Origin of the sequence: Dickeya oryzae (assembly GCF_009372235.1) — a bacterium.
GTDB classification, from domain to species: domain Bacteria; phylum Pseudomonadota; class Gammaproteobacteria; order Enterobacterales; family Enterobacteriaceae; genus Dickeya; species Dickeya oryzae.
Genome location: NZ_ML762920.1, coordinates 36,498 through 59,087 on the forward strand (window position 1 = coordinate 36,498; position 22,590 = coordinate 59,087).

At 52.8% G+C, this 22,590-nt stretch carries 22 protein-coding genes; 11 read left to right on the forward strand and 11 right to left on the reverse strand.

From position 1 onward, the window contains the following. Positions 1-248: 248 nt before the first annotated feature. A complete protein-coding gene (locus FAZ14_RS00140) occupies positions 249-1,784 on the forward strand; it encodes a SpoVR family protein (protein ID WP_016941424.1) in 1,536 nt (511 codons plus the stop codon). Positions 1,785-1,865: 81 nt separating this feature from the next. Here the strand turns inward: FAZ14_RS00140 and fadR are convergent, their stop codons facing one another. Beyond that, positions 1,866-2,585: a fatty acid metabolism transcriptional regulator FadR gene (gene fadR / locus FAZ14_RS00145; protein WP_016941425.1), complete on the reverse strand. Its 720-nt coding sequence runs from the start codon at positions 2,583-2,585 to the stop codon at positions 1,866-1,868. A 381-nt stretch (positions 2,586-2,966) separates the two neighbouring features. Between fadR and FAZ14_RS20425 the strand changes: the two genes are divergently transcribed. Together FAZ14_RS20425 and dsbB are read left to right on the forward strand one after the other, a co-directional pair. After that, complete coding sequence (locus tag FAZ14_RS20425) at positions 2,967-3,176, forward strand: hypothetical protein (protein WP_420890241.1); 210 nt, start codon at positions 2,967-2,969, stop codon at positions 3,174-3,176. 355 nt (positions 3,177-3,531) lie between these two features. Beyond that, positions 3,532-4,062, forward strand: coding sequence for a disulfide bond formation protein DsbB (gene dsbB, locus FAZ14_RS00155; RefSeq protein ID WP_016941426.1), 531 nt, complete (start codon positions 3,532-3,534; stop codon positions 4,060-4,062). 154 nt (positions 4,063-4,216) lie between these two features. Here the strand turns inward: dsbB and FAZ14_RS00160 are convergent, their stop codons facing one another. The 3 genes from FAZ14_RS00160 to FAZ14_RS00170 all read right to left on the reverse strand — a co-directional run bounded on the left by FAZ14_RS00160 (position 4,217) and on the right by FAZ14_RS00170 (position 6,062). Then, positions 4,217-4,663 (reverse strand): YcgN family cysteine cluster protein, encoded by a 447-nt coding sequence (locus FAZ14_RS00160; protein ID WP_029456348.1) that lies wholly within the window; start codon positions 4,661-4,663, stop codon positions 4,217-4,219. Positions 4,664-4,759: 96 nt separating this feature from the next. Beyond that, positions 4,760-5,416, reverse strand: a complete 657-nt coding sequence (locus FAZ14_RS00165; RefSeq protein ID WP_038904279.1) for a fumarylacetoacetate hydrolase family protein — start codon at positions 5,414-5,416, stop codon at positions 4,760-4,762. 373 nt (positions 5,417-5,789) lie between these two features. Further along, the gene (locus FAZ14_RS00170; protein ID WP_038925858.1) at positions 5,790-6,062 is read right to left on the reverse strand and encodes a YcgL domain-containing protein; all 273 of its coding nucleotides are present in this window, start codon (positions 6,060-6,062) and stop codon (positions 5,790-5,792) included. A 136-nt stretch (positions 6,063-6,198) separates the two neighbouring features. On the opposite strand from FAZ14_RS00170, the gene minC reads away from it, so the two are divergent. The 3 genes from minC to minE are packed head-to-tail and all read left to right on the forward strand — an operon-like array spanning position 6,199 to position 8,024. Then, on the forward strand, positions 6,199-6,897 hold the full coding sequence (gene minC, locus FAZ14_RS00175; RefSeq protein WP_038925954.1) for a septum site-determining protein MinC: 699 nt from the start codon (positions 6,199-6,201) through the stop codon (positions 6,895-6,897). Positions 6,898-6,917: 20 nt separating this feature from the next. Then, on the forward strand, positions 6,918-7,730 hold the full coding sequence (gene minD, locus FAZ14_RS00180) for a septum site-determining protein MinD (protein WP_016941430.1): 813 nt from the start codon (positions 6,918-6,920) through the stop codon (positions 7,728-7,730). A 3-nt stretch (positions 7,731-7,733) separates the two neighbouring features. Continuing rightward, positions 7,734-8,024, forward strand: coding sequence for a cell division topological specificity factor MinE (minE, locus tag FAZ14_RS00185; RefSeq protein WP_016941431.1), 291 nt, complete (start codon positions 7,734-7,736; stop codon positions 8,022-8,024). 90 nt (positions 8,025-8,114) lie between these two features. On the opposite strand, the gene rnd is transcribed toward minE, so the two are convergent. The 5 genes from rnd to FAZ14_RS00210 all read right to left on the reverse strand — a co-directional run bounded on the left by rnd (position 8,115) and on the right by FAZ14_RS00210 (position 14,740). Then, positions 8,115-9,236, reverse strand: coding sequence for a ribonuclease D (gene rnd / locus FAZ14_RS00190; RefSeq protein WP_016941432.1), 1,122 nt, complete (start codon positions 9,234-9,236; stop codon positions 8,115-8,117). Positions 9,237-9,430: 194 nt separating this feature from the next. After that, entirely contained in the window at positions 9,431-11,101 is a 1,671-nt protein-coding gene (gene fadD, locus FAZ14_RS00195; protein WP_038925857.1) for a long-chain-fatty-acid--CoA ligase FadD, read from the reverse strand. 247 nt (positions 11,102-11,348) lie between these two features. Beyond that, positions 11,349-11,978, reverse strand: coding sequence for a Slp family lipoprotein (locus FAZ14_RS00200; RefSeq protein WP_038925856.1), 630 nt, complete (start codon positions 11,976-11,978; stop codon positions 11,349-11,351). Positions 11,979-12,053: 75 nt separating this feature from the next. Further along, on the reverse strand, positions 12,054-12,755 hold the full coding sequence (gene tsaB, locus FAZ14_RS00205; RefSeq protein ID WP_038925855.1) for a tRNA (adenosine(37)-N6)-threonylcarbamoyltransferase complex dimerization subunit type 1 TsaB: 702 nt from the start codon (positions 12,753-12,755) through the stop codon (positions 12,054-12,056). Between the two features lie 65 nt (positions 12,756-12,820). After that, positions 12,821-14,740, reverse strand: coding sequence for a DNA repair helicase YoaA (locus tag FAZ14_RS00210; protein WP_029456350.1), 1,920 nt, complete (start codon positions 14,738-14,740; stop codon positions 12,821-12,823). A 272-nt stretch (positions 14,741-15,012) separates the two neighbouring features. Between FAZ14_RS00210 and FAZ14_RS00215 the strand changes: the two genes are divergently transcribed. After that, on the forward strand, positions 15,013-15,360 hold the full coding sequence (locus tag FAZ14_RS00215) for a RidA family protein (protein ID WP_016941436.1): 348 nt from the start codon (positions 15,013-15,015) through the stop codon (positions 15,358-15,360). Between the two features lie 39 nt (positions 15,361-15,399). Here the strand turns inward: FAZ14_RS00215 and FAZ14_RS00220 are convergent, their stop codons facing one another. Further along, positions 15,400-15,585, reverse strand: coding sequence for a YoaH family protein (locus tag FAZ14_RS00220; protein ID WP_016941437.1), 186 nt, complete (start codon positions 15,583-15,585; stop codon positions 15,400-15,402). Positions 15,586-15,731: 146 nt separating this feature from the next. Between FAZ14_RS00220 and pabB the strand changes: the two genes are divergently transcribed. From pabB to FAZ14_RS00235, 3 genes are all read left to right on the forward strand, one after another. Continuing rightward, a complete protein-coding gene (gene pabB, locus FAZ14_RS00225; RefSeq protein WP_153507852.1) occupies positions 15,732-17,102 on the forward strand; it encodes an aminodeoxychorismate synthase component 1 in 1,371 nt (456 codons plus the stop codon). Between the two features lie 18 nt (positions 17,103-17,120). After that, positions 17,121-17,744 carry a CoA pyrophosphatase gene (locus FAZ14_RS00230; protein WP_016941438.1) on the forward strand — a complete coding sequence of 208 codons (624 nt, stop codon included), beginning with the start codon at positions 17,121-17,123 and terminating at the stop codon, positions 17,742-17,744. A gap of 237 nt (positions 17,745-17,981) precedes the next feature. After that, the gene (locus tag FAZ14_RS00235; protein ID WP_016941439.1) at positions 17,982-19,343 is read left to right on the forward strand and encodes an L-serine ammonia-lyase; all 1,362 of its coding nucleotides are present in this window, start codon (positions 17,982-17,984) and stop codon (positions 19,341-19,343) included. A 99-nt stretch (positions 19,344-19,442) separates the two neighbouring features. Here FAZ14_RS00235 and FAZ14_RS00240 read toward each other — a convergent pair whose 3' ends face one another. Continuing rightward, positions 19,443-20,993, reverse strand: coding sequence for a TerC family protein (locus FAZ14_RS00240; RefSeq protein ID WP_016941440.1), 1,551 nt, complete (start codon positions 20,991-20,993; stop codon positions 19,443-19,445). 584 nt (positions 20,994-21,577) lie between these two features. Here FAZ14_RS00240 and manX point away from each other — a divergent pair. Further along, entirely contained in the window at positions 21,578-22,534 is a 957-nt protein-coding gene (gene manX / locus FAZ14_RS00245) for a PTS mannose transporter subunit IIAB (RefSeq protein ID WP_016941441.1), read from the forward strand. Positions 22,535-22,590 lie beyond the last annotated feature (56 nt).

Sequence of the window (22,590 nt, forward strand, 5' to 3'; positions counted from 1 at the left end):
ACATGCGGGTATTAATTGTCATCTGTTGCAGATATAGCTTTTATTTATTATGAGAGAGTGGACACAACAACGTAGGATAACCCATAGCGGTGTGTCGCTATCAGGCGTAGCGCTGACGGCGCGTTATCCGGCTTTCTCCCTAAAGCTTTCATCCAAGCTACCGATTTCACATCACTTTTCTCAGAATAAGCTACGATTAAGTATGCCGACGCAATGAAGTGGCGGCAGTTATAGTGAGGGGTGCGCTGATGGCTATATCGACTGATGAGCGGGTAACAAGCCCACAACGTCTGAATGACGGACCTGACTGGACATTCGATTTGCTGCAGGTCTATCTGGATGAAATTGACCGGGTAGCCAAACTGTATCGTCTGGATACCTATCCCCACCAAATCGAGGTGATCACGTCTGAGCAAATGATGGACGCCTATTCCAGCATCGGGATGCCCATCAACTATGCCCACTGGTCGTTCGGCAAGAAATTTATCGAAACCGAACAACGCTATAAACACGGCCAGCAAGGGTTGGCCTATGAAATCGTCATCAACTCCAATCCGTGCATCGCGTATCTGATGGAAGAAAATACCATGCCGATGCAGGCATTGGTGATGGCACATGCGTGCTACGGTCATAACTCCTTCTTCAAAGGTAACTACCTGTTTCGCAGTTGGACCGACGCCAGCTCTATCGTCGATTACCTGCTGTTCGCCCGCCAGTACATTGCCCAATGTGAAGAGCGCCATGGTGTCGATGAAGTGGAGAAACTGCTCGATTCCTGCCATGCACTGATGAATTACGGGGTGGACCGCTATAAACGACCGCAGAAAATCTCGCTGGAAGAGGAAAAAATGCGCCAGAAAAGTCGTGAAGCCTACTTACAGAGTCAGGTCAACGAACTTTGGCGCACACTGCCACGTCGTGAACAGGAAGCCTCACCGGAGAAAGCGCGTCGTTTCCCCCATGAGCCCCAAGAGAACCTGCTCTACTTCATGGAGAAAAATGCCCCACTGCTGGAGCCGTGGCAGCGTGAGATTTTGCGTATCGTACGCAAGATAAGTCAGTATTTTTATCCGCAAAAACAAACACAGGTGATGAATGAAGGCTGGGCGACCTTCTGGCATTACAGCATCCTCAATCATCTTTATGACGAGGGGAAACTGTCTGACCGTTTTATGTTGGAGTTTCTTCACAGTCACACCAACGTCGTCTACCAACCGCCGTACAACAGCCCGTATTACAGCGGCATCAATCCGTATGCCCTCGGTTTTGCGATGTTCCAGGATATCAAGCGCATTTGTCAGAGCCCGACGGAAGAAGACCGTTATTGGTTCCCGGATATCGCTGGCAAAGACTGGCTGACAACACTGCATTTCGCGATGCAAAACTTCAAAGACGAAAGCTTTATCAGCCAGTTCCTCTCGCCGAAAGTGATGCGAGATTTTCGGCTGTTTACCGTACTGGATGACGATCGCAACAATTATCTGGAGATTGCCGCGATCCATGATGAAAAAGGCTATCGGAAAATCCGCCAGGAGCTTTCGTCCCAGTACAACCTGAGTAATATCGAGCCCAATATACAGGTCTGGAACGTAGATTTACGCGGCAATCGCTCATTGACGCTGCGCTATGTGCCGCAAAACCGTGCACCACTGGATAAAAGCAGCCATGAAGTGATGAAACATGTTCATCGTCTGTGGGGATTTGACGTCACACTGGAGCAGATGAACGAGGATGGCAGCATTGAGCTGATCGACCGTTGCCCGCCACGCAACCCAGCCTTATGACCAAGGATGTTTCCATACGATAACGGGTAGCGTTGAAGCTACCCGTTTTTTATTTGTCTTACTCTTTAGTGGCAAATGTGACTACCGGCGACCTTCTGCCAGATCACGCGGGATACCGCTTTGCATGCTATGCCACAATGCCCCGCTCTCTTTACCATACTGACGAATCGCATCAGGCACCTGCTCATACAACCCGTCACGCCCCAGCGATTCCAGACGGCGATAAAACGCCAGTGCTGTTTTACGAGCTTCTGGATTAGAGAAGTAATAACGCCCTACCCGAATGTACAACCCTTTCAACCCGTTGATGATAAGACCATAAATCGGATTGCCGGAGGCAAAAGCCAGCCCTCGAAACACGTTGTAATCCAGCTCGGCATACGCATCTGACGTATCCTGAACAGACTCGGCCAGCTTAAGAATTTCTACCGATTTTGCCGGATGCAAACGAATTGCAGTGCGGATAAAAATCCCGGCGATATTCGTGCGCACCGCCAGCAAGTTATCGATCAACTGAGGAACGCTGTCATGATCAAGTCGAGCCAGCGTTTCCAGGATATTTAATCCGGACGTTTCCCAAAAATTATTGATTTTGGTCGGTTTGCCATGCTGGATAGTAAGCCATCCATCACGGGACAGGCGCTGTAGCACCTCGCGTAACGTCGTACGCGTCACCCCGATCAACTCGGACAACTCCCGCTCAGCGGGCAGAATAGACCCAGGAGGGAAACGATTATTCCATATACTTTCAATAATATATTCTTCCGCGAATCCCGCCGGACTTTGCGCCTTTATAACCATAAGTTTATATTCCGTAGCGATGTTTACCAGTGAAAGTCAACATCATCATACCAAACGAACCCTACATCACATAGCATAGCAGGACCTGAAAATCTCAATTCGACATAAAAACTGTGACTAAAGACAATTCCCCGTAAACAAACGCGAATATCCCCCACGCTTTACGATAATTTTCTCTAAACACCCATCAAATAGTTAAATTAAATTAAATTAATATGAGAAAAGGAAAATCGATGCGCCAGGCGCAATCTGCCACCCTATTTCCTCTGCATACATTGCGGGCACCCAGTCAGATAACGACGCGGTGTCTGCCATTATTCTCATTTTAACCACCTCGCCGTTTCCGCCAGACTCCCATTTTTCGGGGTGGCTTTGTACACAGTGGTTATTTTTTTCCCTGGGCATAGCCCTGAATGCTACCTGCCGCGGTTCGATGGCTCAGCCGCGTGGCAGACTATTTTCACTGGCATGACCAGTCCAAATCAAGTATGGCATGCCATTCTGAGTAATATTGAAGTTTTGTTATTACAGATTTTTATGATAACGGGAAACTATTCCAACAAACGGTTATTATCGCCACGCTCACCCTGAGATGATGGCATCCGTGACAGCACAATCCGTGACATGGCAAGCAAGCACACCGCCACGGCACCATTATTCAATACAGTGATGATTGATCAATAGCGTCATGCTCTGGAATAAATCGTGTATAGTAAGGGGCGGATTTTGTCACGAAACTGGCGATCCCTCACAGAAAGCGTTAAAAACAGCAAGGTATTTGTTGGCACAGCAGAATCTTCGCTCAGGCGCTGATGCACATTCCATGCGGTACAGGGCAACCCCACCACCGCGAGAAACGTCAGCGCACCCGGACCAGAGATTCAATGAGGGCGGTGAGCACGGTTATCACTGCTCATATTATCGTTTTTAGCATGGAATATTTTTTATGTTGCGATTTTTAAACCGTTGCTCCCGCGGCCGGGGTGCCTGGCTTCTGATGGCGTTTACGGCACTGGCTTTTGAACTGGTTGCCCTCTATTTCCAGTACATAATGATGCTAAAACCTTGCGTACTGTGCATTTACCAGCGAACTGCGCTTTATGGTATCATGGCCGCCGGACTGGTGGGAGCCATCGCACCGGGTACCGTGCTGCGTTATCCGGCCATCGGGTTATGGATTTACAGTGCCTGGGAAGGTCTGGCATTGGCTATCAAACACACCAATATCCAGTTGCATCCCTCGCCGTTCGTTACCTGTGACTTTTTTGTCAGTTTCCCATCCTGGTTGCCGCTGGACAAATGGCTACCAGCTATCTTCACCGCGACGGGCGATTGTGCCGAACGGCAGTGGAACTTCCTGAATCTGGAAATGCCACAGTGGATGATCGTCATTTTCGCCGCTTACTTGCTGATGGCGGTGCTGGTACTGATTGCCCAGCCATTTCGACCCAAACGTCGAGATCTGTTCGGCCGGTAAATACTTCGATAAATACCCAAACCACGAAGACTCCGGGCCAGATTAATTCTGGCCCGGCTGGTTTTAGACGATACGCTAACGGCTATCCTGAACTGTTATTTCTGACGAACACCCTGCTCGCATTGCGTCAATATCTCCGTCAGGCTGCTCGTTTTTATCTCGCCCACTCCGGTTTGTTCAAAATGTGGTCTTGCCAGTCCACCACATCGCTTTCACGCACCGCGATATAACGCACCGAGATCCGCTGCTGGTGCATCGCTGATTTGGCCCCTGCCAGCAACGGATGCCAGGGTTGTAACCCTTTGCCTTCATGGATCAAACGATAAGCGCAGGTTTGCGGTAACCAGTCAAATGACAACAAATTCTCGCGCGTCAGCTTGATGCAATCTGGCTCATACTCGAATCGACGTGCGTAATTACGGCACTGGCAGCTTTTAATGTTCAGCTGGTTACACGCGACATTAGTGAAATAAAGCTCTTCCGTATCCTCATCGATCAGCTTATGCAGGCAGCAGCGACCGCAACCATCACAGAGTGCCTCCCACTCGTCGTTCGACATTTGTTCCAGTGTTTTGGTTTCCCAAAAGGGTTGTTGAGTCATAACTGCCATTCCGATGATAAACAGGAGGTCTGTAGCGTATTGTAAAGGCGGATGCTGAGGGATACCACCCGCAGCGACACCGCGGGTGGTGTTAAATCAAATGACGTGAGTAGTCAACGTGCGATCGTTAAGCGTAATGGTCAACGCATCGCCTACCTGTAACGGCCCCACACCCTGAGGGGTTCCGGTCAGGATAATGTCTCCGGCGCGCAAGGTGAAAAAGCGGCTCATATAAGCTATCAGCGGCAGGATTGGTGTAATCATATCGCTGGTGTTGCCTTGCTGGCGTACCTCACCATTGATGTTGATGCCCAAATCAGCCTGCTGCGGGTCGCCAAATTCAGCCACAGGAATGAAGCCCGATACCGGACAGGAACCATCAAATCCCTTCGCTTTTTCCCACGGCTGCCCGGCTTTTTTGAAACCGGCTTGTAGATCACGCAGCGTCAGGTCCAATGCCACACCATAGCCTGCGATAGCTCTGGCGACACGTTCCTCGTTTGCCTGTTTGAGCGGCGTACCGATCAATACAGCCAGCTCAACCTCATGATGTACCGATCCCAACTCTTTCGGAATAGCCACTGGCTGGCGCAAATCGCACAGAGCGGTCTCAGGCTTGATAAACAGAACCGGTTCCGCCGGTTTGGCGCTACCCATTTCACGGATATGCTCGGAATAGTTACTACCGACACACACCACTTTGTTGACAGGAAAATCCAGTAATGCGCCCTGCCAGTCTCTGTGTTGATACATGAACCCTCTCCTGACTTTTCTGTTAGTGGATGCGCCAGCCCACCACAGTGAGCGGGACATAGCCTGTTCATCATACCGGCATCGCTATCCAAAAAGTAAGCACAATTGATGAACAATAGTGTCTGAAATGTATCAGAAATTTTGCGCTACCTGTATGTTCGCGCCACCAATACACCTGGTGAGTAGAGAGGAATCCTGAGGAGTGCCAGGAAATAGATTTATTTATAATACACCTGTATATAAATCAGTATCCGGGAAATAGCATCAGTAAAATTAACGCATTCCCCTGGTTTATTTCTGACACCCCTGTATTAAAAAACAGCGGCTAATTCCTCCAACTGTTCTTACCATTATATGAAAAATAATTCGGACATTATTTTTTCGCGCTTGCCTGCAACTCATCCAATAGATTTTCCGGCGGCGGGGGCAGTTGCAGATAAAAACCTTGATCCTTAAGCATCTGTTTTACCTTCTCTATATCTGCTGAAGCCAGTTTCTTACTGCCATCAAGCGGTAATAACATCACCAGATGTGGCAGGCCAAAACTTTTCATCAGCTCTGCCGGAACTCGGGAAAAATCGTCTTTTTTTTCGACGTAGAGATATGTTTGTTCGCGTTTAGAACTTCTATAGATCACACAATACATGTTTTTTACTCTGAACCAGGAAAATGGTGTCTTGCCTGTATTTTCATGTGACTATAACATGCTTGGAGCGCTCTGGAATATCATGCCTTAAATGTTACTCTGGGGATTTAAAGATGCTGAAACTGAGTCAGGACAGATGTCACAAACGCCAATTGAGTTGAAAGGCAGCAACTTTACCTTATCTGTTGTTCATCTGCATGATGCACAGCCCGACATTATTCACCAGGCCTTGCAGGAAAAGATTGAACAGGCACCGGCGTTTCTCAAAAACGCGCCGGTTGTTGTCAATGTATCGACACTGCCCGTTGATGCAGACTGGAGCAAACTTCAGCAGGCGATTACCGACGCCGGTTTGAAAGTCGTAGGGGTAAGTGGATGCGATGATGAGCAACTCAGGCACGTCATCGCCAGAGCGGGACTCCCGCTATTACGTGAAGGTAAATCACGTGAAGGCAAGGAACGCCGGACGACTCAACCTCCGGCACCAGTTGCTACACCCGTTAAAACCCGGGTGATCAACACGCCCGTCCGTTCCGGACAGCAAATTTATGCTCGCGACTGTGATCTTATCGTCACCAGCCATGTCAGTGCCGGTGCGGAGGTCATTGCCGATGGCAATATCCATATTTACGGCATGATGCGCGGCCGTGCGCTGGCAGGTGTTTCTGGCGATGTCAGCAGCCAGATCTTCTGTACCCAGTTGGCCGCTGAACTGGTCTCTATCGCTGGTCGTTACTGGCTTAGCGATCAGATACCGGAAAGTTATTTCGGGAAGGCGGCGCGCCTGAAACTCAATCCGCCTGACCATGCTTTGACTATACAACCTCTAGACTAGGCCCTTGAAAGGAATTATTTATGGCACGCATCATTGTTGTTACTTCAGGTAAAGGGGGCGTTGGCAAGACCACTTCAAGCGCGGCCATTGCTACCGGTTTAGCCCAAAAAGGTAAGAAGACGGTTGTCATCGATTTTGACATCGGTCTGCGTAACCTCGACCTGATCATGGGATGTGAGCGCCGGGTCGTGTATGACTTTGTGAACGTCATCCAGAACGACGCGACCCTGAATCAGGCGTTGATCAAAGATAAGCGTACCGAAAATCTGTACATATTACCGGCTTCACAAACCCGGGATAAAGATGCCCTGACCCGCGAAGGCGTGGATAAGGTTCTCAACGACCTGGCTGACATGGAGTTCGATTTTATTATCTGTGACTCCCCGGCAGGCATTGAAACCGGTGCCTTGATGGCGTTGTATTTCGCCGATGAGGCTATCATTACCACTAACCCGGAAGTGTCGTCAGTGCGTGACTCCGACCGCATTCTGGGAATTTTGTCGTCAAAATCGCGCCGTGCGGAACAAGGACAGGACCCTATCAAGGAACATCTGCTGCTCACCCGTTACAACCCAGGTCGTGTCAGCCGCGGCGATATGCTGAGCATGGAAGATGTTCTGGAAATTCTGCGTATTCCGTTGATAGGCGTCATTCCGGAAGACCAGTCCGTATTGCGAGCATCCAACCAGGGTGAGCCGGTTATTCTGGATAAAGAAGCCGATGCAGGCAAAGCCTATGCAGATACCGTGGATCGCCTGTTGGGCGAAGATAGACCGTATCGGTTTATTGAGGAAGAGAAGAAAGGCTTCCTGAAACGACTCTTTGGGGGATAAATCATGGCGTTACTCGATTTCTTTTTGTCCCGCAAAAAAACGACAGCCAATATCGCCAAGGAACGGCTACAGATTATTGTCGCGGAGCGACGCCGTGGGGACAGTGAGCCGCATTATCTGCCGCAGCTCAAACGAGACATTCTGGAAGTTATCTGTAAGTACGTGCAGATAGACCCGGAAATGGTAACGGTACAGTTGGAACAGAAAGGCGATGATATTTCCGTACTGGAACTGAACGTTACGCTGCCGGAAGCTGACGAACCCGCAGCACCCACGCCGACCGTCGACAAATAATCACCGCTTCCCTGTTTCAACAGGTAACCGTTTCCACTACCGCCTCTGCACATCAGGGGCGGTGGTTTTCGTCATGATGATTTATCGTGCTTAATACTGCGCCAGAATCGCTTGCAACCCATCCCTAAACAGACGACCGCGCCAGCCCGTGACCATTTCCGGCGCATTATCCAGCGATACCAGTTTCCAGTGCCAATTCAGCAAACGGTTAATCTGCCGCCGGGATGCCAGCAATTCTGCTGATAAACCACTTTGTTCAGCGCACTGCTGCACCAGCGCCTTGATATCACGGAAAGCTTTCTTGTAGCCGGGGTAATCGATCAGGTTAACCACGGCAGGCGGATAATCCGCTTCGCTCAGCGCTGCGGTTTCCGCCACCAGCGACAACAGTGTTTTACCGTGATAACGAATCTCCGGCCCACTCAGGCCTAACGAGTCCAGCTCGCCGAGCGAACCGGGAAGACAACGAGCAACCTGCCACAGGTTCTCCTCACGGACAATAAAATTAACCGCGCTATCACGCTCCCGGGCTTTACGCAGACGCCACGCCGCCAATTTTTGCAGACAAGCCAGATGACGCCCTCTCAGTTGCCAGGCATTACCGATTTCCCGATACGCCATCTCCGGTGCCAGCACATCCTGACGACGTTGGCATAACAACAAACACTCATCCAGCGCAGCCTCCAGCCAGCCAGCCGCCCGCGTCTCTTCTACCAGTACTCTGGCTACCGGTAGCAGATAAAACACATCAGCAGCCGCATACTGGCACTGTCTCTCACTCAATGGACGCGCCAGCCAGTCGGTGCGGGACTCGCTTTTATCCAGCACAACCTGGCGGTAATCCGCCACCAGTGCCGCAAACCCATAAGACAACGGCTTACCCAGAAATGCCGCCAGAATCTGGGTATCGATAAAGGGCGACGGCAGGCAGCCGAACGCATTTAAAAACACTTCTAAATCTTCACTACCGGCATGCAGGAATTTGGTCACCTGCGGGTTCTGCAACAGCGCCCGAAACGGCTCCCAGTTGCTGATTGCCAGCGGGTCTATCAACGACAGGTTCTCGCCGTCATACAACTGGATCAGCCCCAGTTGTGGATAGTAAGTGCGGGTACGAACAAACTCGGTATCCAGCGCGACTTCGGACACCGCGCACGCCAACGCGCACACCGCTGATAATCCTTCATCGGTAGTAATCAACTGATAATTCAAAACGGTATTCTCTTGGTTGTGCCCCGGTGCGAACAGCCGCGCTCAGGGCATAAAACACATTCATGACGAACCACCAACACGACGCGGTTCTACCGGTCCGTCAGGGCAGGCAAGGGCCTGGCGAAAGGTGATATTGTCCTGTGGCTCAGCAGGCAGGCTCTCACCATACCCGTCATGACCGTCACAGGCAACCATCAGGCAGCTGACTGCTCATTACGCAGCTCACGCCGGAGGATTTTCCCCACGTTGGATTTAGGTAACTCACTTCGGAACTCAAATAATCGTGGCACTTTATACCCCGTGAGATTACGACGACAATGGCTAATGAGTTCTTCTACCGTCAGTGACGGGTCGCGGCACACCACGAAGACTTTCACCGCTTCCCCGGACGTTTCACTGGCCACGCCGACAGCGGCGGCCTCAGAGACCTTAGGATGGCGAACCACCACTTCTTCTATCTCGTTAGGATAAACATTAAAGCCAGACACCAAGATCATATCTTTTTTACGATCAACGATTTTCAGAAAGCCCTGCTCGTTTGACGTGACAATGTCACCCGTCGCCAGCCAGCCCTCTTTGAGCACCTCTTGCGTCGCGGCCGGTTGCTGCCAGTAACCCGACATCACCTGTGGGCCGCGCACCCATAACTCACCGGGTTCACCGGGTGCCACATCCACCCCATCATCATTGATGATTCGCACATCGGTGGACGGCACCGGCAAACCGATGCTGCCGCTATAGTGTTGCAAGTCGTAAGGATTGCCCGCCACCAGCGGTGCACTTTCCGTCAACCCGTAACCTTCCAGCAGGTGAATACCGGTCAGTTTTTCCCAACGCTCAGCCACCACCTGTTGTACCGATGCGCCACCGCCCACCGACAAGTGCAACGTGGAAAAATCCAGCCGACTAAACGCTTCATTGTTCAGCAACGCGTTAAACAGCGTATTCACCCCGGTAATGGCAGTAAACGGATAATGCGACAGTTCTTTAATCATGCCGGGGATATCGCGCGGATTGGTAATCAACAGGTTTTTGCCACCCAACTCGACAAACAGCAGGCAATTCACCGTTAACGCGAAGATGTGATAGAGCGGCAGCGCCGTTACCACCAGTTCGCGTCCTTCATGGAGCACCGGACCGTACGCCGCTTTGGCCTGCATCAGGTTAGCCTGCATATTTCGGTGAGTCAGCATGGCACCTTTGGCAACACCGGTTGTACCACCGGTGTATTGCAGAAAAGCCAGATCCTGGTTATTAACCTCCGGGCGCACATAGGGCATCCGTTTGCCCTGTTGCAAGACACGGCGAAACGAAATGGCATCCGGCAGGTGATACTTCGGTACCAGTCGCTTGATGTACTTAACCACAAAGTTAACCAGCGTACCTTTTGCCGGTGCCAGTTGATCGCCCATACGGGTCAGAATCACATGCTTCACCGGGGTGTTATACACCACCTTCTCCAGCGTATGAGCGAAATTGGAAACGATAACAATCGCTGAGGCACCACAATCTTTTAGCTGGTGCTCCAGTTCACGTGGCGTATACAACGGATTGACATTGACTACCACCAGCCCGGCGCGCAGCACACCAAACAGTGCTATCGGATACTGCAGCAAATTAGGCATCATCAGCGCAACGCGCTCACCTTTTTTCAACTTCAATTGATGCTGCAGATAAGCAGCGAACGCCCGACTACGCTCCTCCAGCCGACGAAACGTCATGGTCTCGCCCATATTGATAAAGGCAGGCTGGTCGGCATAACGCGCTACCGCGTGTTCAAACAATTCGATCAGCGAAGCATAACGATCCGGGTCAATTTCCGCAGGGACATCCGCCGGATAACGCGCTAACCAGATTTTTTCCAAAACGTCACTCCCGAGATATTTTTTAAGTGGCATAATCAATCCCAATCCGAGCGTTCTTTAACAATATTTTAACTCAAATTGTCCACTGTGACGTTCACAATGCTCAGGTTGAGAAGACGATCACTTAATTTCAACGTATTGCTATTACTGCAAAAACTATAACGACAAAAAAATGAGGCGACCCTCGCCGCCTCGTTTTACTATCAAGTCATCTGACTGTCAGGTCAGTGCCTACGGATGATGGGTATTACTCTGTTACCACCGTCTCCACCTGCACCGGCGCGTAGCCATCATTCCAACCCGGCCCCCAGCCAGGACCCCATACGTGGCGGTAACGACGGTCCCACCAGGGATCATAAGCCCGTGGCGGCAACACCATCTGCTGTACCTCTCGCCAACGCTTATAGCCTTCAACCTTCACGACCACAAACGTGTATGGCCGTTCACCAATTTTACCCTGCTCGCTGCCGGTAATCGGTCCGACGACCGTGATCAGTTGATTTTTAAACTCTACCGGTTCCAGAAAACCGTTCACGTAGGCCACCAGCCGCCCTTCCGACGGCTCATCAAGCCGTGGTCGACCTGCGTTATCCAGCGGTAATGTCACGATTTCCAGCCGGGTACGGTTGGCTTCATTGCGAATATCCGCAATCCGGCCACCAAAGCGTGACTCCTGACCGACGTACAGATTAGGCGCATTCATCACCCGAATCAGATCCATCTGCGGTGTTGCCGACGTGCCACGAATTTCATCGGGCACCGTGACGCAACCGGATAACACACTCAGGCTTAGCAACAACAGCGCACACCACCCACCCCGAGTCCACCCTGACCGTCTGCGTTCAAACGCTTGATTGGCGAAACTTTCGATTGTCATCACATACACCTGCCTGCTGCCGTTAAGTTATGACAGATACCTGAATTAGACTGTAGTTGATGCGATAAGTTGCTGTTATTCGCGGCCGGGTAATTTTTTCCATGCCACGTTGTTGCGCAGATAACGGGGTTCAGCCTGTTCGACGTTCACCGCCCCACCTGATGACCATAACTGACAGGCCATCGGCAACATGTCTTGTGCCTGTGGCAACTGCACATCGGTATGATTCAGGGTGACCGCCGGGTTATCCAGTAAATCCGGGTAGGTTTGCCAGCCGGTTCCGGCCGTGGCCCAGTCACCACTCAGCGATGCCGTCAGCGCCTGCACCTGAACCGGTGCCAGCACCGCCTCACTCGCTTCACCCTGCCAGTGGCCTTGTTGGTCACGCTCATAACTCGCCCAGTAGACTTCCCCCATACGGGCGTCAATCGCAGCCAATACCCGGTTCGCGCCGGTCAGGCGGTATGCGCCTTGCGCCAGCGTCGCCAGCGTTGACACGCCAAGCATCGGCAAACCAGCACCCAACGCTAACCCTTGCGCAATGCCGATACCAATACGCACACCGGTGAAACTGCCCGGCCCCCGAGCGAACGCCAGCGCGTCCAGTTGATTGAGCGTAATACCCTGCTCGGCCAGCAGTTGCTGAACCATCGGCAAGACTCGCTGAGTATGTTCACGAGGGCAAACCTCAAACAGGGAATGGATTTCACCATCATTCCATAGTGCAACAGAACAGGCTTCCGTTGCGGTATCAAGCGCTAAAATTCGCGTAGACATGCCAACCTCAGGCAGGGAGAGAATATTTCAACGGCGCGCATCATAACAGCCAGCGCCGGTAAGCGTCACGGTTTGCGCGTCAGAAAATCGATAGCCTGACGCAAATCGCGCGTTCTTGGCGCGGGCGGCAAGCTGGTCAGAAACACCTCGCCATAGGGTCGAGTCACTAATCGATTATCGCAAATCACCAGCACACCGCGATCTTCCACATCACGAATCAACCGACCAACCCCTTGCTTTAGGGTAATGACCGCATCGGGCAGTTGTACCTCATCAAACGGATCACCGCCACGCACCCGGCAATCCTCCATACGCGCTTTCAGCAGCGGGTCATCCGGTGAGGTAAACGGTAGCTTGTCGATAATCACACACGACAACGCATCCCCTCGCACATCGACGCCTTCCCAAAAACTGCCGGTCGCCACCAGCAGCGCATTGCCCGCCGACAGAAATTGCGCCAGCAATTGCGGCTTACTGGTTTCCCCCTGGATCAGCACCGGCAACGTTAGCGAGGCACGAAACTCCGTAGCCAGATCACGCATCATCTGGTGTGAGGTACACAACATGAAGCAACGCCCCTGATTGGCTTCGATGAGCGGGCGCAACAGCCGCGCCAGTTGTCTGGCAGCGCCGGGCCGATTGATCTCCGGCAGGTTGCGCGGTACGCACAGTAATGCCTGAGTCGCATAGTCAAACGGGCTTGGCAGCAGTAATGTGCGGGCCTGATCCAGCCCCAGTCGTTCGATGAAATGCGTGAGCTGCTCGTTAACCGACAGCGTAGCTGAGGTGAACACCCAACAGGCCGGTTTCTCTTTCATCACATCGCGAAAGCGGTCTGCGACCGACAGTGGTGTCAGCGCCAGCACAAAATGACGCGAGGTGCATTCGTACCAGTAGCTGTAGCCGGGTTGCTGCACATCGCGCAGCCGCTTTAACCGAGCCCGATAAACAGTCGCACGCTCAAAAGCCGCATCCAGCAACGCAGAACGGCCCAGCGATAACTTCGCCACATCACAGCACAGCTCCAGCGCATCATCCAGCAGCGTCAACGAGCGCTGCAACACATTATCCGTGACAATGTCACGCAGATTACCACGAAATCCCGGGTCACCCAGCGCCAGCCGGAAATCCTGGGTGCTCTGGCTCAAACGATCAGCACTTTTCTGCAACTGACTGGCGTCGCGCACTTCGGTACGGTAAGCAATCACGATATCTTTGGCGAGATCCAGCAACTGACGACTGGAGAGCTGCTGACCAAAGTACTGGCTGGCAATATCGGGAATCTGGTGGGCTTCGTCGAATATCACGACGTCGCTATCGGGGATCAGTTCAGCAAACCCGCTCTCTTTGACCACCATATCCGCTAAATAAAGATGATGGTTCACCACGACCACGTCGGCATCCATCGCCCGTCGACGGGCCTTCACCACAAAACAGTCTTTGTAATGCGGGCAATCGCTGCCAAGGCAGTTATCGTTGGTGCTGGTCACCAGCGGCCATACCGCGCTGTCTTCAGCGACGTCGCCGCACTGGCTGATATCGCCGTCTTCGGTTTCACTGCTCCAACTGCGCAACCGTACCAGCTCACGCAGCACTTCATGACCAAGATCGCCGCCCGCCAGCGATTGCTGTTCTAAGCGTTCGATGCACAAATAATTGGCACGACCTTTTAGTAGCGCCAGCTTGCCCTGAAACTGTAATGCGTTAGCAACTGTCGGTAGATCACGGCTATACAGTTGATCCTGCAACGCACGTGAACCGGTAGACACAATCACTTTTTTGCCAGAACGCAGAGCCGGTGCCAGATACGCATAGGTTTTGCCCGTGCCGGTACCCGCTTCCACCACCAGCGGTTGTCTGGCATCAATGGCGTCCAACACAGCCGCCGCCATCTGCCGTTGTGGTTCACGCGGCTGGAAGCCCTGAATCGCCCTCGCCAGTACGCCATCCGTTGCAAAATCGTCGATTGTGTTCTCTGCTGTCACGCGGTTTCTCTTGTCTGACAATGCCGTCACCTGAATGCGGCGGAATTAAGGTGGCTGATTATGCCAAGCCTGCGTGCACGACACCACTGCGGCTCAAGTCTCCACCGCACGCTAATATTTGCGCCCCACGCTGGGTCACACGGAAAGCCGAACTGTGTTAGTCTCTGCGGTTTTAGCGCCTGTTCCACTCTGCGCAATTCTGCACAACGGCACTGCACATGCTGCAATACGCAAATCCTGCAACGCGCACATGCCACAAGGAGACTGACTTCATGGCCATTACCCGTATCAATCCCGACGCACGCTGGTCCGACGCGGTTATCTATAACAACACGCTGTACTACACCAGTGTGCCGGAAAATCTGGATGACGACGCCAAAGCCCAAACCGAAAACGCGCTCGCGTCGCTGGATGCCATCTTGCAACAGGCGGGCAGCGATAAGAGTCGCCTGCTGGATGTCACTATTTTTTTGGCCGATAAAGCGGATTTCGCCGCTATGAACGCCGCCTGGGATGCCTGGGTCGTGGCCGGTAGCGCACCGGTGCGTTGCACCGTCGAAGCGAAACTGATGAACCCCAAATTTAAAGTGGAAATCAAAGCGATCGCCGCAGTGGAATAACACTCGCGGGCGGCGGTGACCTGTGCCGCCCGTCAATCACTACTCTGGTGCGTCGTCATCCTCAAAACGCGCCACCACCCGCGCCCCCTGGTGGTTTTGACGCAATTCCTCTGCGACCTGAGCGATGGCTTCGCCGCTACTCATGCCTTCTGCCATCAGGTGCTGTATTCTTTCTACCGCTTGTTGCTGCTGCTCATGGGTCAGCGCCGGGATACCTGCAAACATCATTCTTCTCCTGAAAACCTTTTTATGCCGACGATACCCGCGCCAGGCTGCGGTTTGTGGTACGCTTGCAACACTGCAACGCCTGCTGCCGGTTCAGCACTCGGCTGCCGGTATGACCAACATCGCGAGACCATACCAATACCGTTATGCCGACATCGATAGTCTATCATGCTCTGTCCTACCAACCGGATGTGCTGTTACGCCTTTTTAGCACACTCTCACACCAGCCTTGGGCGATGTTGCTCCATTCCGGATTTGCCGACCATCCTCATAACCGGTTTGATATTCTGGTCGCCGAGCCACGTCTGACGCTAGAGACCATTGGTACACAAACCACCATCCAACAAGGTGATACCCGGCAGATTTCTACCGAAGACCCGTTTTTATTGCTGCAACAGCACCTCGACGCACTGGCAGTCAAGGTGCCACCCCATCCGGATTATCCGTTTCAGGGCGGCGCACTAGGTCTGTTTGGGTACGATTTGGGTCGACGGGTAGAAACCTTGCCGTCCGTGGCAGCGCGGGATATCGACCAGCCTGACATGGCAGTAGGTATTTACGATTGGGCGTTAATTGCCGACCATCACCAACAACGCCTGACCCTGGTGTGCCACGGCGATATCACGAGCCGACTGGCCTGGATAAATAATCTTTCCCCTATTGAGCCGGGCGCATTCTGCCTGACCAGCGACTGGCAAGCCAACATGAGCCGTGACCAGTACGGTGAAAAATTCCGTCGCATTCAGGATTATCTGCGTGCTGGCGATTGTTATCAGGTCAATCTGGCTCAGCGTTTTCAGGCCGCTTATCACGGGGATGAATGGCAGGCATTTCTGACGCTTTCCGCCAGCAACCGGGCACCGTTTTCCGCTTTTCTGCGATTGCCGCATAGCGCCGTGCTCAGTATTTCGCCAGAGCGCTTCCTGTGGCTACAGGATAACCACATTCAAACGCGACCGATCAAAGGCACACTGCCGCGGCTGCCAAATGCCGACGAAGATGCCCGTCAGGCGCAGCGATTGGCTGACTCCGAAAAAGACCGCGCAGAAAACCTGATGATCGTTGACCTGCTGCGCAACGATATTGGTCGGGTCGCCGTGCCAGGTAGCGTGCGTGTTCCCGAGCTATTTGTGGTGGAGCCTTTTCCGGCAGTACACCATCTGGTCAGCACCATCGAAGCACAGCTCCCGTCGCAGCAGCACGCCACCGACCTGCTGCGCGCCTGCTTTCCCGGCGGCTCGATAACCGGTGCGCCCAAAGTACGCGCGATGGAGATCATCGAGGAACTGGAGCCTCACCGACGCAATGCGTATTGCGGCAGTATCGGCTATATAAGTGTTTGCGGCACCATGGATACCAACATCACCATTCGCACACTGATCGCCACCAACGGCACACTGTCCTGCTGGGCGGGTGGTGGAATTGTGGCCGATAGCGAAGAACAGGCAGAATATCAGGAAACATTCGACAAGATTGGCCGCATCCTGCCGTTATTAACAGTATCGACCATGGATTAAACCGGAGGGCTGAACATCATGACGGATACTACGCTGTTGCCTTTCTTACCCGATACAGATGATGACGCCCCTTACGATCTGGACGCGTTTATTACACGCTTTCAGTTGCAAACCGCACCGGTTTTGCCGATTACTCGCCACCAACGGCAGGCTGCTGTGCTGATACCGATTATCCGTCGCCCTGACCCATGCCTGCTGCTGACACGCCGTTCGCCCCACCTGCGTAAGCATGCCGGACAGGTAGCGTTCCCCGGCGGAGCGGCAGACCCGGAAGACGCCTCGCTGATTGCCACCGCGCTGCGTGAAGCCGAGGAAGAAGTCGCCATTCCACCAGCATCGGTTCAGATTTTGGGTACGCTGCCTGCCTTCGACAGCTCCAGCGGTTATCAGGTCACGCCGGTGGTCGGCTTGTTACCGGAAAACACGTCTTTTCATCCTAACGCCGATGAAGTCGCAGAACTGTTTGAAATGCCATTACGAGAGGCGTTTGCCCTACAGCGTTACTACCCGCTGGATATCAAACGCCATCAACAACGCCACCGGGTTTATCTTTCCTGGTATCAGCAACAACTGGTCTGGGGGCTGACCGCCGCCATCATTCGTCAGTTAGCACTGCACGTGGCGATGCCGGAGTCCGTTTGATTTTGCCGTGTTTCCCTTCGCCAGCTATAAGTTATTTTTCGGCATAACATAACTTTATTTCATGTGAAAAGCCGAATATGTCAGCATACTCTCCACTACAATAGCGTGATCTATCGAGTTTTATTCTAAAGCAAGTCAGCTTCGCGCCATCACACCGGATACGTGGTGGTATAGCGAGCAACGACGACCCGCTTCCTATATAGTCACAACAGGCAACGCCCTGAGAGGAGTTTCAGCGTGATAAGCGTATTCGACATGTTCAAAATCGGAATTGGCCCCTCCAGCTCTCATACGGTTGGACCGATGAAAGCCGGTAAGCAATTTGTCGATGAACTGCAACAGCGGGATGTGCTGTCTCGTACCGATCGGGTCATGGTCGAGGTTTACGGCTCCCTCGCTCTGACCGGTAAGGGTCACCATACCGATATCGCGATTATTCTTGGTCTGGCAGGTAACCAACCCGATACGGTAGATATCGATGCTATCCCGACGTTTATTCGGGAAGTCGAGCAAACCGAACGATTGTCTCTGGCAGGCATACATGAGGTCGCCTTCCCCCGCGAAGGCGGCATGATCTTTCGGGGAGAAAATTTGCCGCTGCACGAAAACGGCATGACGCTGACCGCTTTTGCTGCCGATCTTCCACTGTTTCGCCAAACGTATTATTCGATCGGCGGTGGGTTTATCGTCGATGAAGCACACTTTGGCCAGACTCAGGAAGATACCCTCACCGTTCCGCATCCTTACCGCTCGGCCCGGGAAATTCTGGAGCACTGCAAACAAAGCGGACTTTCTATTTCCGGCATGATGATGCGCAATGAACTGGCGTTACATAGCCGTCAGGAAATTGAAGATTATTTCGCTGCGGTCTGGCAAACCATGCGCGCATGTATGGATCGCGGCATGAATACCGAGGGTGTACTGCCCGGTCCGCTGCGGGTACCGCGCCGTGCCGCCGCGCTTCGCCGCATGCTGGTCGCCTCGGACAAACTCTCTAACGACCCGATGAACGTGGTGGACTGGGTCAACATGTTCGCACTGGCGGTCAACGAGGAAAACGCCGCTGGAGGACGGGTTGTCACCGCACCGACTAACGGCGCTTGTGGCATCGTGCCAGCGGTACTGGCCTACTATGATCACTTTATCGAGCCTGTCGGCCCCGGTATCTATCTGCGTTATTTCATGGCAGCCGGCGCGATTGGGTCGTTGTATAAAATGAATGCGTCTATTTCCGGAGCGGAAGTCGGTTGTCAGGGCGAAGTGGGTGTGGCCTGTTCAATGGCGGCGGCAGGTCTGGCTGAATTGCTGGGTGCCAGCCCGGAGCAGGTGTGCGTAGCCGCAGAAATCGGTATGGAACACAATTTAGGCCTGACCTGCGATCCGGTTGCCGGACAGGTGCAAGTGCCGTGTATCGAGCGTAATGCTATCGCGTCCGTCAAGGCTATCAACGCAACCCGCATGGCGATACGCCGCACGACGGAAGCCCGCGTATCACTCGACAAGGTGATTGAAACCATGTACGAAACTGGCAAAGACATGAACGCCAAATACCGTGAAACGTCCCGTGGTGGGCTGGCAATCAAGGTGCAATGCGACTGATCGCAAACGCGCCATTGGTCCATCCTGACAGGAATTGATACTTTTGCGCCGGTAACGCCCGCCACAACGGCGGGCGTTACATCATACGGCCGACACGGCTTATACAGCGCTTTCTGCCGTCGTTTCCGGTACGCGAACCACCCGAACCAGTTCAATACGGTAGTCCGTCGCTTCCACAATCAGGAAACGCAATCGGTGCAACTCCAGTGTGTCCCCCACTTTGGGGAATTCATCGCTGTGAGCCAACAACAATCCCGCCAGCGAGGTGTAATCCTCTTTCGGGTCGACCAGGTCCTGCACATTGAGCACCTGCTGCAACGAATGCAGATCGGTACCGCCCCGCACCAGCCAGCCGTCGCCATCGTCGATGATGTCCAGCGTTTCATCTTCATCCGGGAATTCGCCAGCAATTGCCTCCAGAACATCCAGCGGCGTGACCAGCCCCTGCACCACACCAAACTCATTGGTGATGATCACCAGACTGCCTTTTGCCCGGCGCAGTACCGGCAGCAGATTGATCACATCCAATGTTTCAGGGACCACGATAGGCGGGTTGTTGGCAGCGAACTGTTCCACATCGATATGTTCTTCCAACGCGACCAGCAAGTCTTTGGCACGCACGACACCGACCAGCTCATCCAGCGACCCCCGACACACCGGAAACAGGCTATGGGGTGTATCCAGTAGTTGCAGACGGATATCTTCCACCGACCGTTCACTGTCCACCCAGGAAATATCGGTACGCGGTGTCATAACACTACGCAGGGAACGGGAAGCCAGCGTCAGCACCCCACTAATCATGTAGCGTTCTTCTTCCGCAAACGTTTCTTCTGTTTTTTGCAGCGGCTGCTCTTCCTCATCATGGGTCGCTTTGCGCGCCCCCATCAGACGCAAAATCGCTTCGGCGGTACGCTCACGCATAGGTAAGTGCGACTGGTGTTTGATGAAGTTGTGTCGGGCAACCTGGTTAAACAGTTCGATAATGATCGAAAAGCCGATCGCCGCGTACAGGTAGCCTTTCGGGATATGGAAACCAAACCCTTCAGCAACCAGACTCAGGCCAATCATCAGCAGGAAGCTCAGACAAAGTACAACGACGGTTTGATGCGCGTTCACAAAGCGGGTTAACGGCTTCGATGCCAATAACATAATGGCCATCGCGATCACCACGGCGGTCATCATCACACCCAGATGGTTGACCATACCTACCGCAGTAATCACCGCATCCAGCGAGAACACCGCATCCAGAATAACGATCTGTACCACAACGGCCCAGAAACTGGCCTGCGCACGGTTGGCATTGGGGTCAAGCGGGCGGTTTTCCAGCCGTTCATGCAACTCCATCGTGGCCTTGAACAGCAAAAATATCCCCCCGGCCAGCAAAATCAAATCGCGGCCCGAAAAGCTAAACTGCCCGACGAAAAACAGCGGTCGAGTCAGTGTCACCATCCAGGAAATCAGGGATAGCAGGCAAAGCCGCATCAACAGCGCCAGCGATAAACCGATGATTCGCGCCTTGTCACGCTGCCTGGCAGGCAGTTTATCTGCCAGAATGGCGATGAACACCAGGTTGTCGATACCCAATACAATTTCGAGTACCACCAGCGTCAGTAAGCCTGCCCAGATTGAGGGATCCAGCAAAAATTCCATGTCAGACTCCGGAAAATGAACGAGCAAACGACATCAATGCCGTCGCATTGTGCAGCGAAAGAAAAAGAGAGGTATCAGTACAAGGCTGAATACGGCCTGAATGGCCTATTAGCTGAAGAATTCCACCGGCCAGCGCCGGAGTAAAAGAAATGAATCGTCGGTGACAGTCCATAGGAAGGGCGTTTACCCGTAACTCCTCTGTAATTAAAGGGACAGTAACTTTAACAGAGTCAATGCTATTTTCCACAACGATTTTCTGTGACTCCGCGAAGCCGGTCGCATCATCGGCAACACAACCATCGTCAGTGCAATTCCGCTACTAATTATCGAGCGATATCACATAATTTATTTATTCGACCCCTAAAATAAATCCTGCCGATGTCAGTCTGCCCTGAATCGATTCATAAAGCGGCGTAATGCGTGACTTAGACGCTTTTTGTGCCCTATATCGGGAAAGAATCGGGCAAGAAACGGTATTGCAGCCATACTGAATATCGCTCACAAATAAACGTGACGAAATTTATCCAGATAATCAGACAGATTTCACTCTCAACAAAACAGTGATTCTTGAAAGGAGGGAGCAAGTGAGTATTGCCATCATACTATGCACTCACGGCGCCACGGCCGGTCCGCTGTTAAATACAGCTGAAATGATTCTTGGTGAACAAAGTAACGTTGGTTGGATTGATTTTGTTCCCGGCGAAAACGCCGAGATCCTGATGGAAAAATATCAGGCGAAACTAGCCGAACTGGACACCTCGCAAGGTGTGCTTTTTCTGGTCGACACCTGGGGCGGTAGCCCGTTTAATGCGGCCAGCCGTCTGGTGAACGACAAGAAAAATCACGAAGTGATTACCGGGGTCAATATTCCTATGCTGGCCGAAACATTTATGGCCCGCGACGACAACCCATCCTTTGACGAACTGGTTGCCATTGCTCTGGAGACCGGCCGCGCTGGTGTCAAAGCACTGAAGGCACCGGAACCGGAAAAAGCACCTCGCCCTGCCCCTGTTAGCGCCAAGCCAAGCGCACCGCCGGGAGCGGGTGGACACATGAAAATCGGGTTGGCTCGCATTGATGACCGTCTGATTCACGGGCAAGTCGCCACCCGCTGGACCAAGGAAACCAACGTCAGCCGGATTATTGTGGTCAGCGACGAAGTGGCGGCGGATAACGTGCGAAAAACGCTACTGACTCAAGTCGCGCCTCCCGGTGTTTCTGCACATGTGGTCGATGTCGCCAAGGCTGTCAGGGTTTACGATAACCCGAAATACGCCGCTGACCGCGTAATGTTGCTGTTTACCAATCCAACCGATGTAGTGCGACTGGTAGAAAACGGCGTCGAGATTAAGTCGGTCAATATCGGCGGCATGGCTTACCGACAGGGCAAAACCCAGGTCAATAACGCAGTATCGATTGACGACAAGGATATCGACGCGTTCAACAAGCTCCATGCGCGAGGTATTGAGCTGGAAGTCCGGAAGGTATCGACAGACAGCAAACTCAATATGATGGATTTGATCACTAAAGTGCCGCGTTGACGCCTCCGGAGCAACGAAGCGCGTAACGACGTTATTGTTCGGACCACTATTCTCAC

Bases quoted from the DNA above. Each gene is read 5' to 3' on its own strand.
- FAZ14_RS00140 (WP_016941424.1), top strand. From the start codon at position 249: ATGGCTATATCGACTGATGAGCGGGTAACAAGCCCACAACGTCTGAAT.
- fadR (WP_016941425.1), bottom strand. From the start codon at position 2,585: ATGGTTATAAAGGCGCAAAGTCCGGCGGGATTCGCGGAAGAATATATT.
- dsbB (WP_016941426.1), top strand. From the start codon at position 3,532: ATGTTGCGATTTTTAAACCGTTGCTCCCGCGGCCGGGGTGCCTGGCTT.
- FAZ14_RS00160 (WP_029456348.1), bottom strand. From the start codon at position 4,663: ATGACTCAACAACCCTTTTGGGAAACCAAAACACTGGAACAAATGTCG.
- FAZ14_RS00165 (WP_038904279.1), bottom strand. From the start codon at position 5,416: ATGTATCAACACAGAGACTGGCAGGGCGCATTACTGGATTTTCCTGTC.
- FAZ14_RS00170 (WP_038925858.1), bottom strand. From the start codon at position 6,062: ATGTATTGTGTGATCTATAGAAGTTCTAAACGCGAACAAACATATCTC.
- minC (WP_038925954.1), top strand. From the start codon at position 6,199: ATGTCACAAACGCCAATTGAGTTGAAAGGCAGCAACTTTACCTTATCT.
- minD (WP_016941430.1), top strand. From the start codon at position 6,918: ATGGCACGCATCATTGTTGTTACTTCAGGTAAAGGGGGCGTTGGCAAG.
- minE (WP_016941431.1), top strand. From the start codon at position 7,734: ATGGCGTTACTCGATTTCTTTTTGTCCCGCAAAAAAACGACAGCCAAT.
- FAZ14_RS00200 (WP_038925856.1), bottom strand. From the start codon at position 11,978: ATGACAATCGAAAGTTTCGCCAATCAAGCGTTTGAACGCAGACGGTCA.
- tsaB (WP_038925855.1), bottom strand. From the start codon at position 12,755: ATGTCTACGCGAATTTTAGCGCTTGATACCGCAACGGAAGCCTGTTCT.
- FAZ14_RS00215 (WP_016941436.1), top strand. From the start codon at position 15,013: ATGGCCATTACCCGTATCAATCCCGACGCACGCTGGTCCGACGCGGTT.
- FAZ14_RS00220 (WP_016941437.1), bottom strand. From the start codon at position 15,585: ATGTTTGCAGGTATCCCGGCGCTGACCCATGAGCAGCAGCAACAAGCG.
- pabB (WP_153507852.1), top strand. From the start codon at position 15,732: ATGCCGACATCGATAGTCTATCATGCTCTGTCCTACCAACCGGATGTG.
- FAZ14_RS00230 (WP_016941438.1), top strand. From the start codon at position 17,121: ATGACGGATACTACGCTGTTGCCTTTCTTACCCGATACAGATGATGAC.
- FAZ14_RS00240 (WP_016941440.1), bottom strand. From the start codon at position 20,993: ATGGAATTTTTGCTGGATCCCTCAATCTGGGCAGGCTTACTGACGCTG.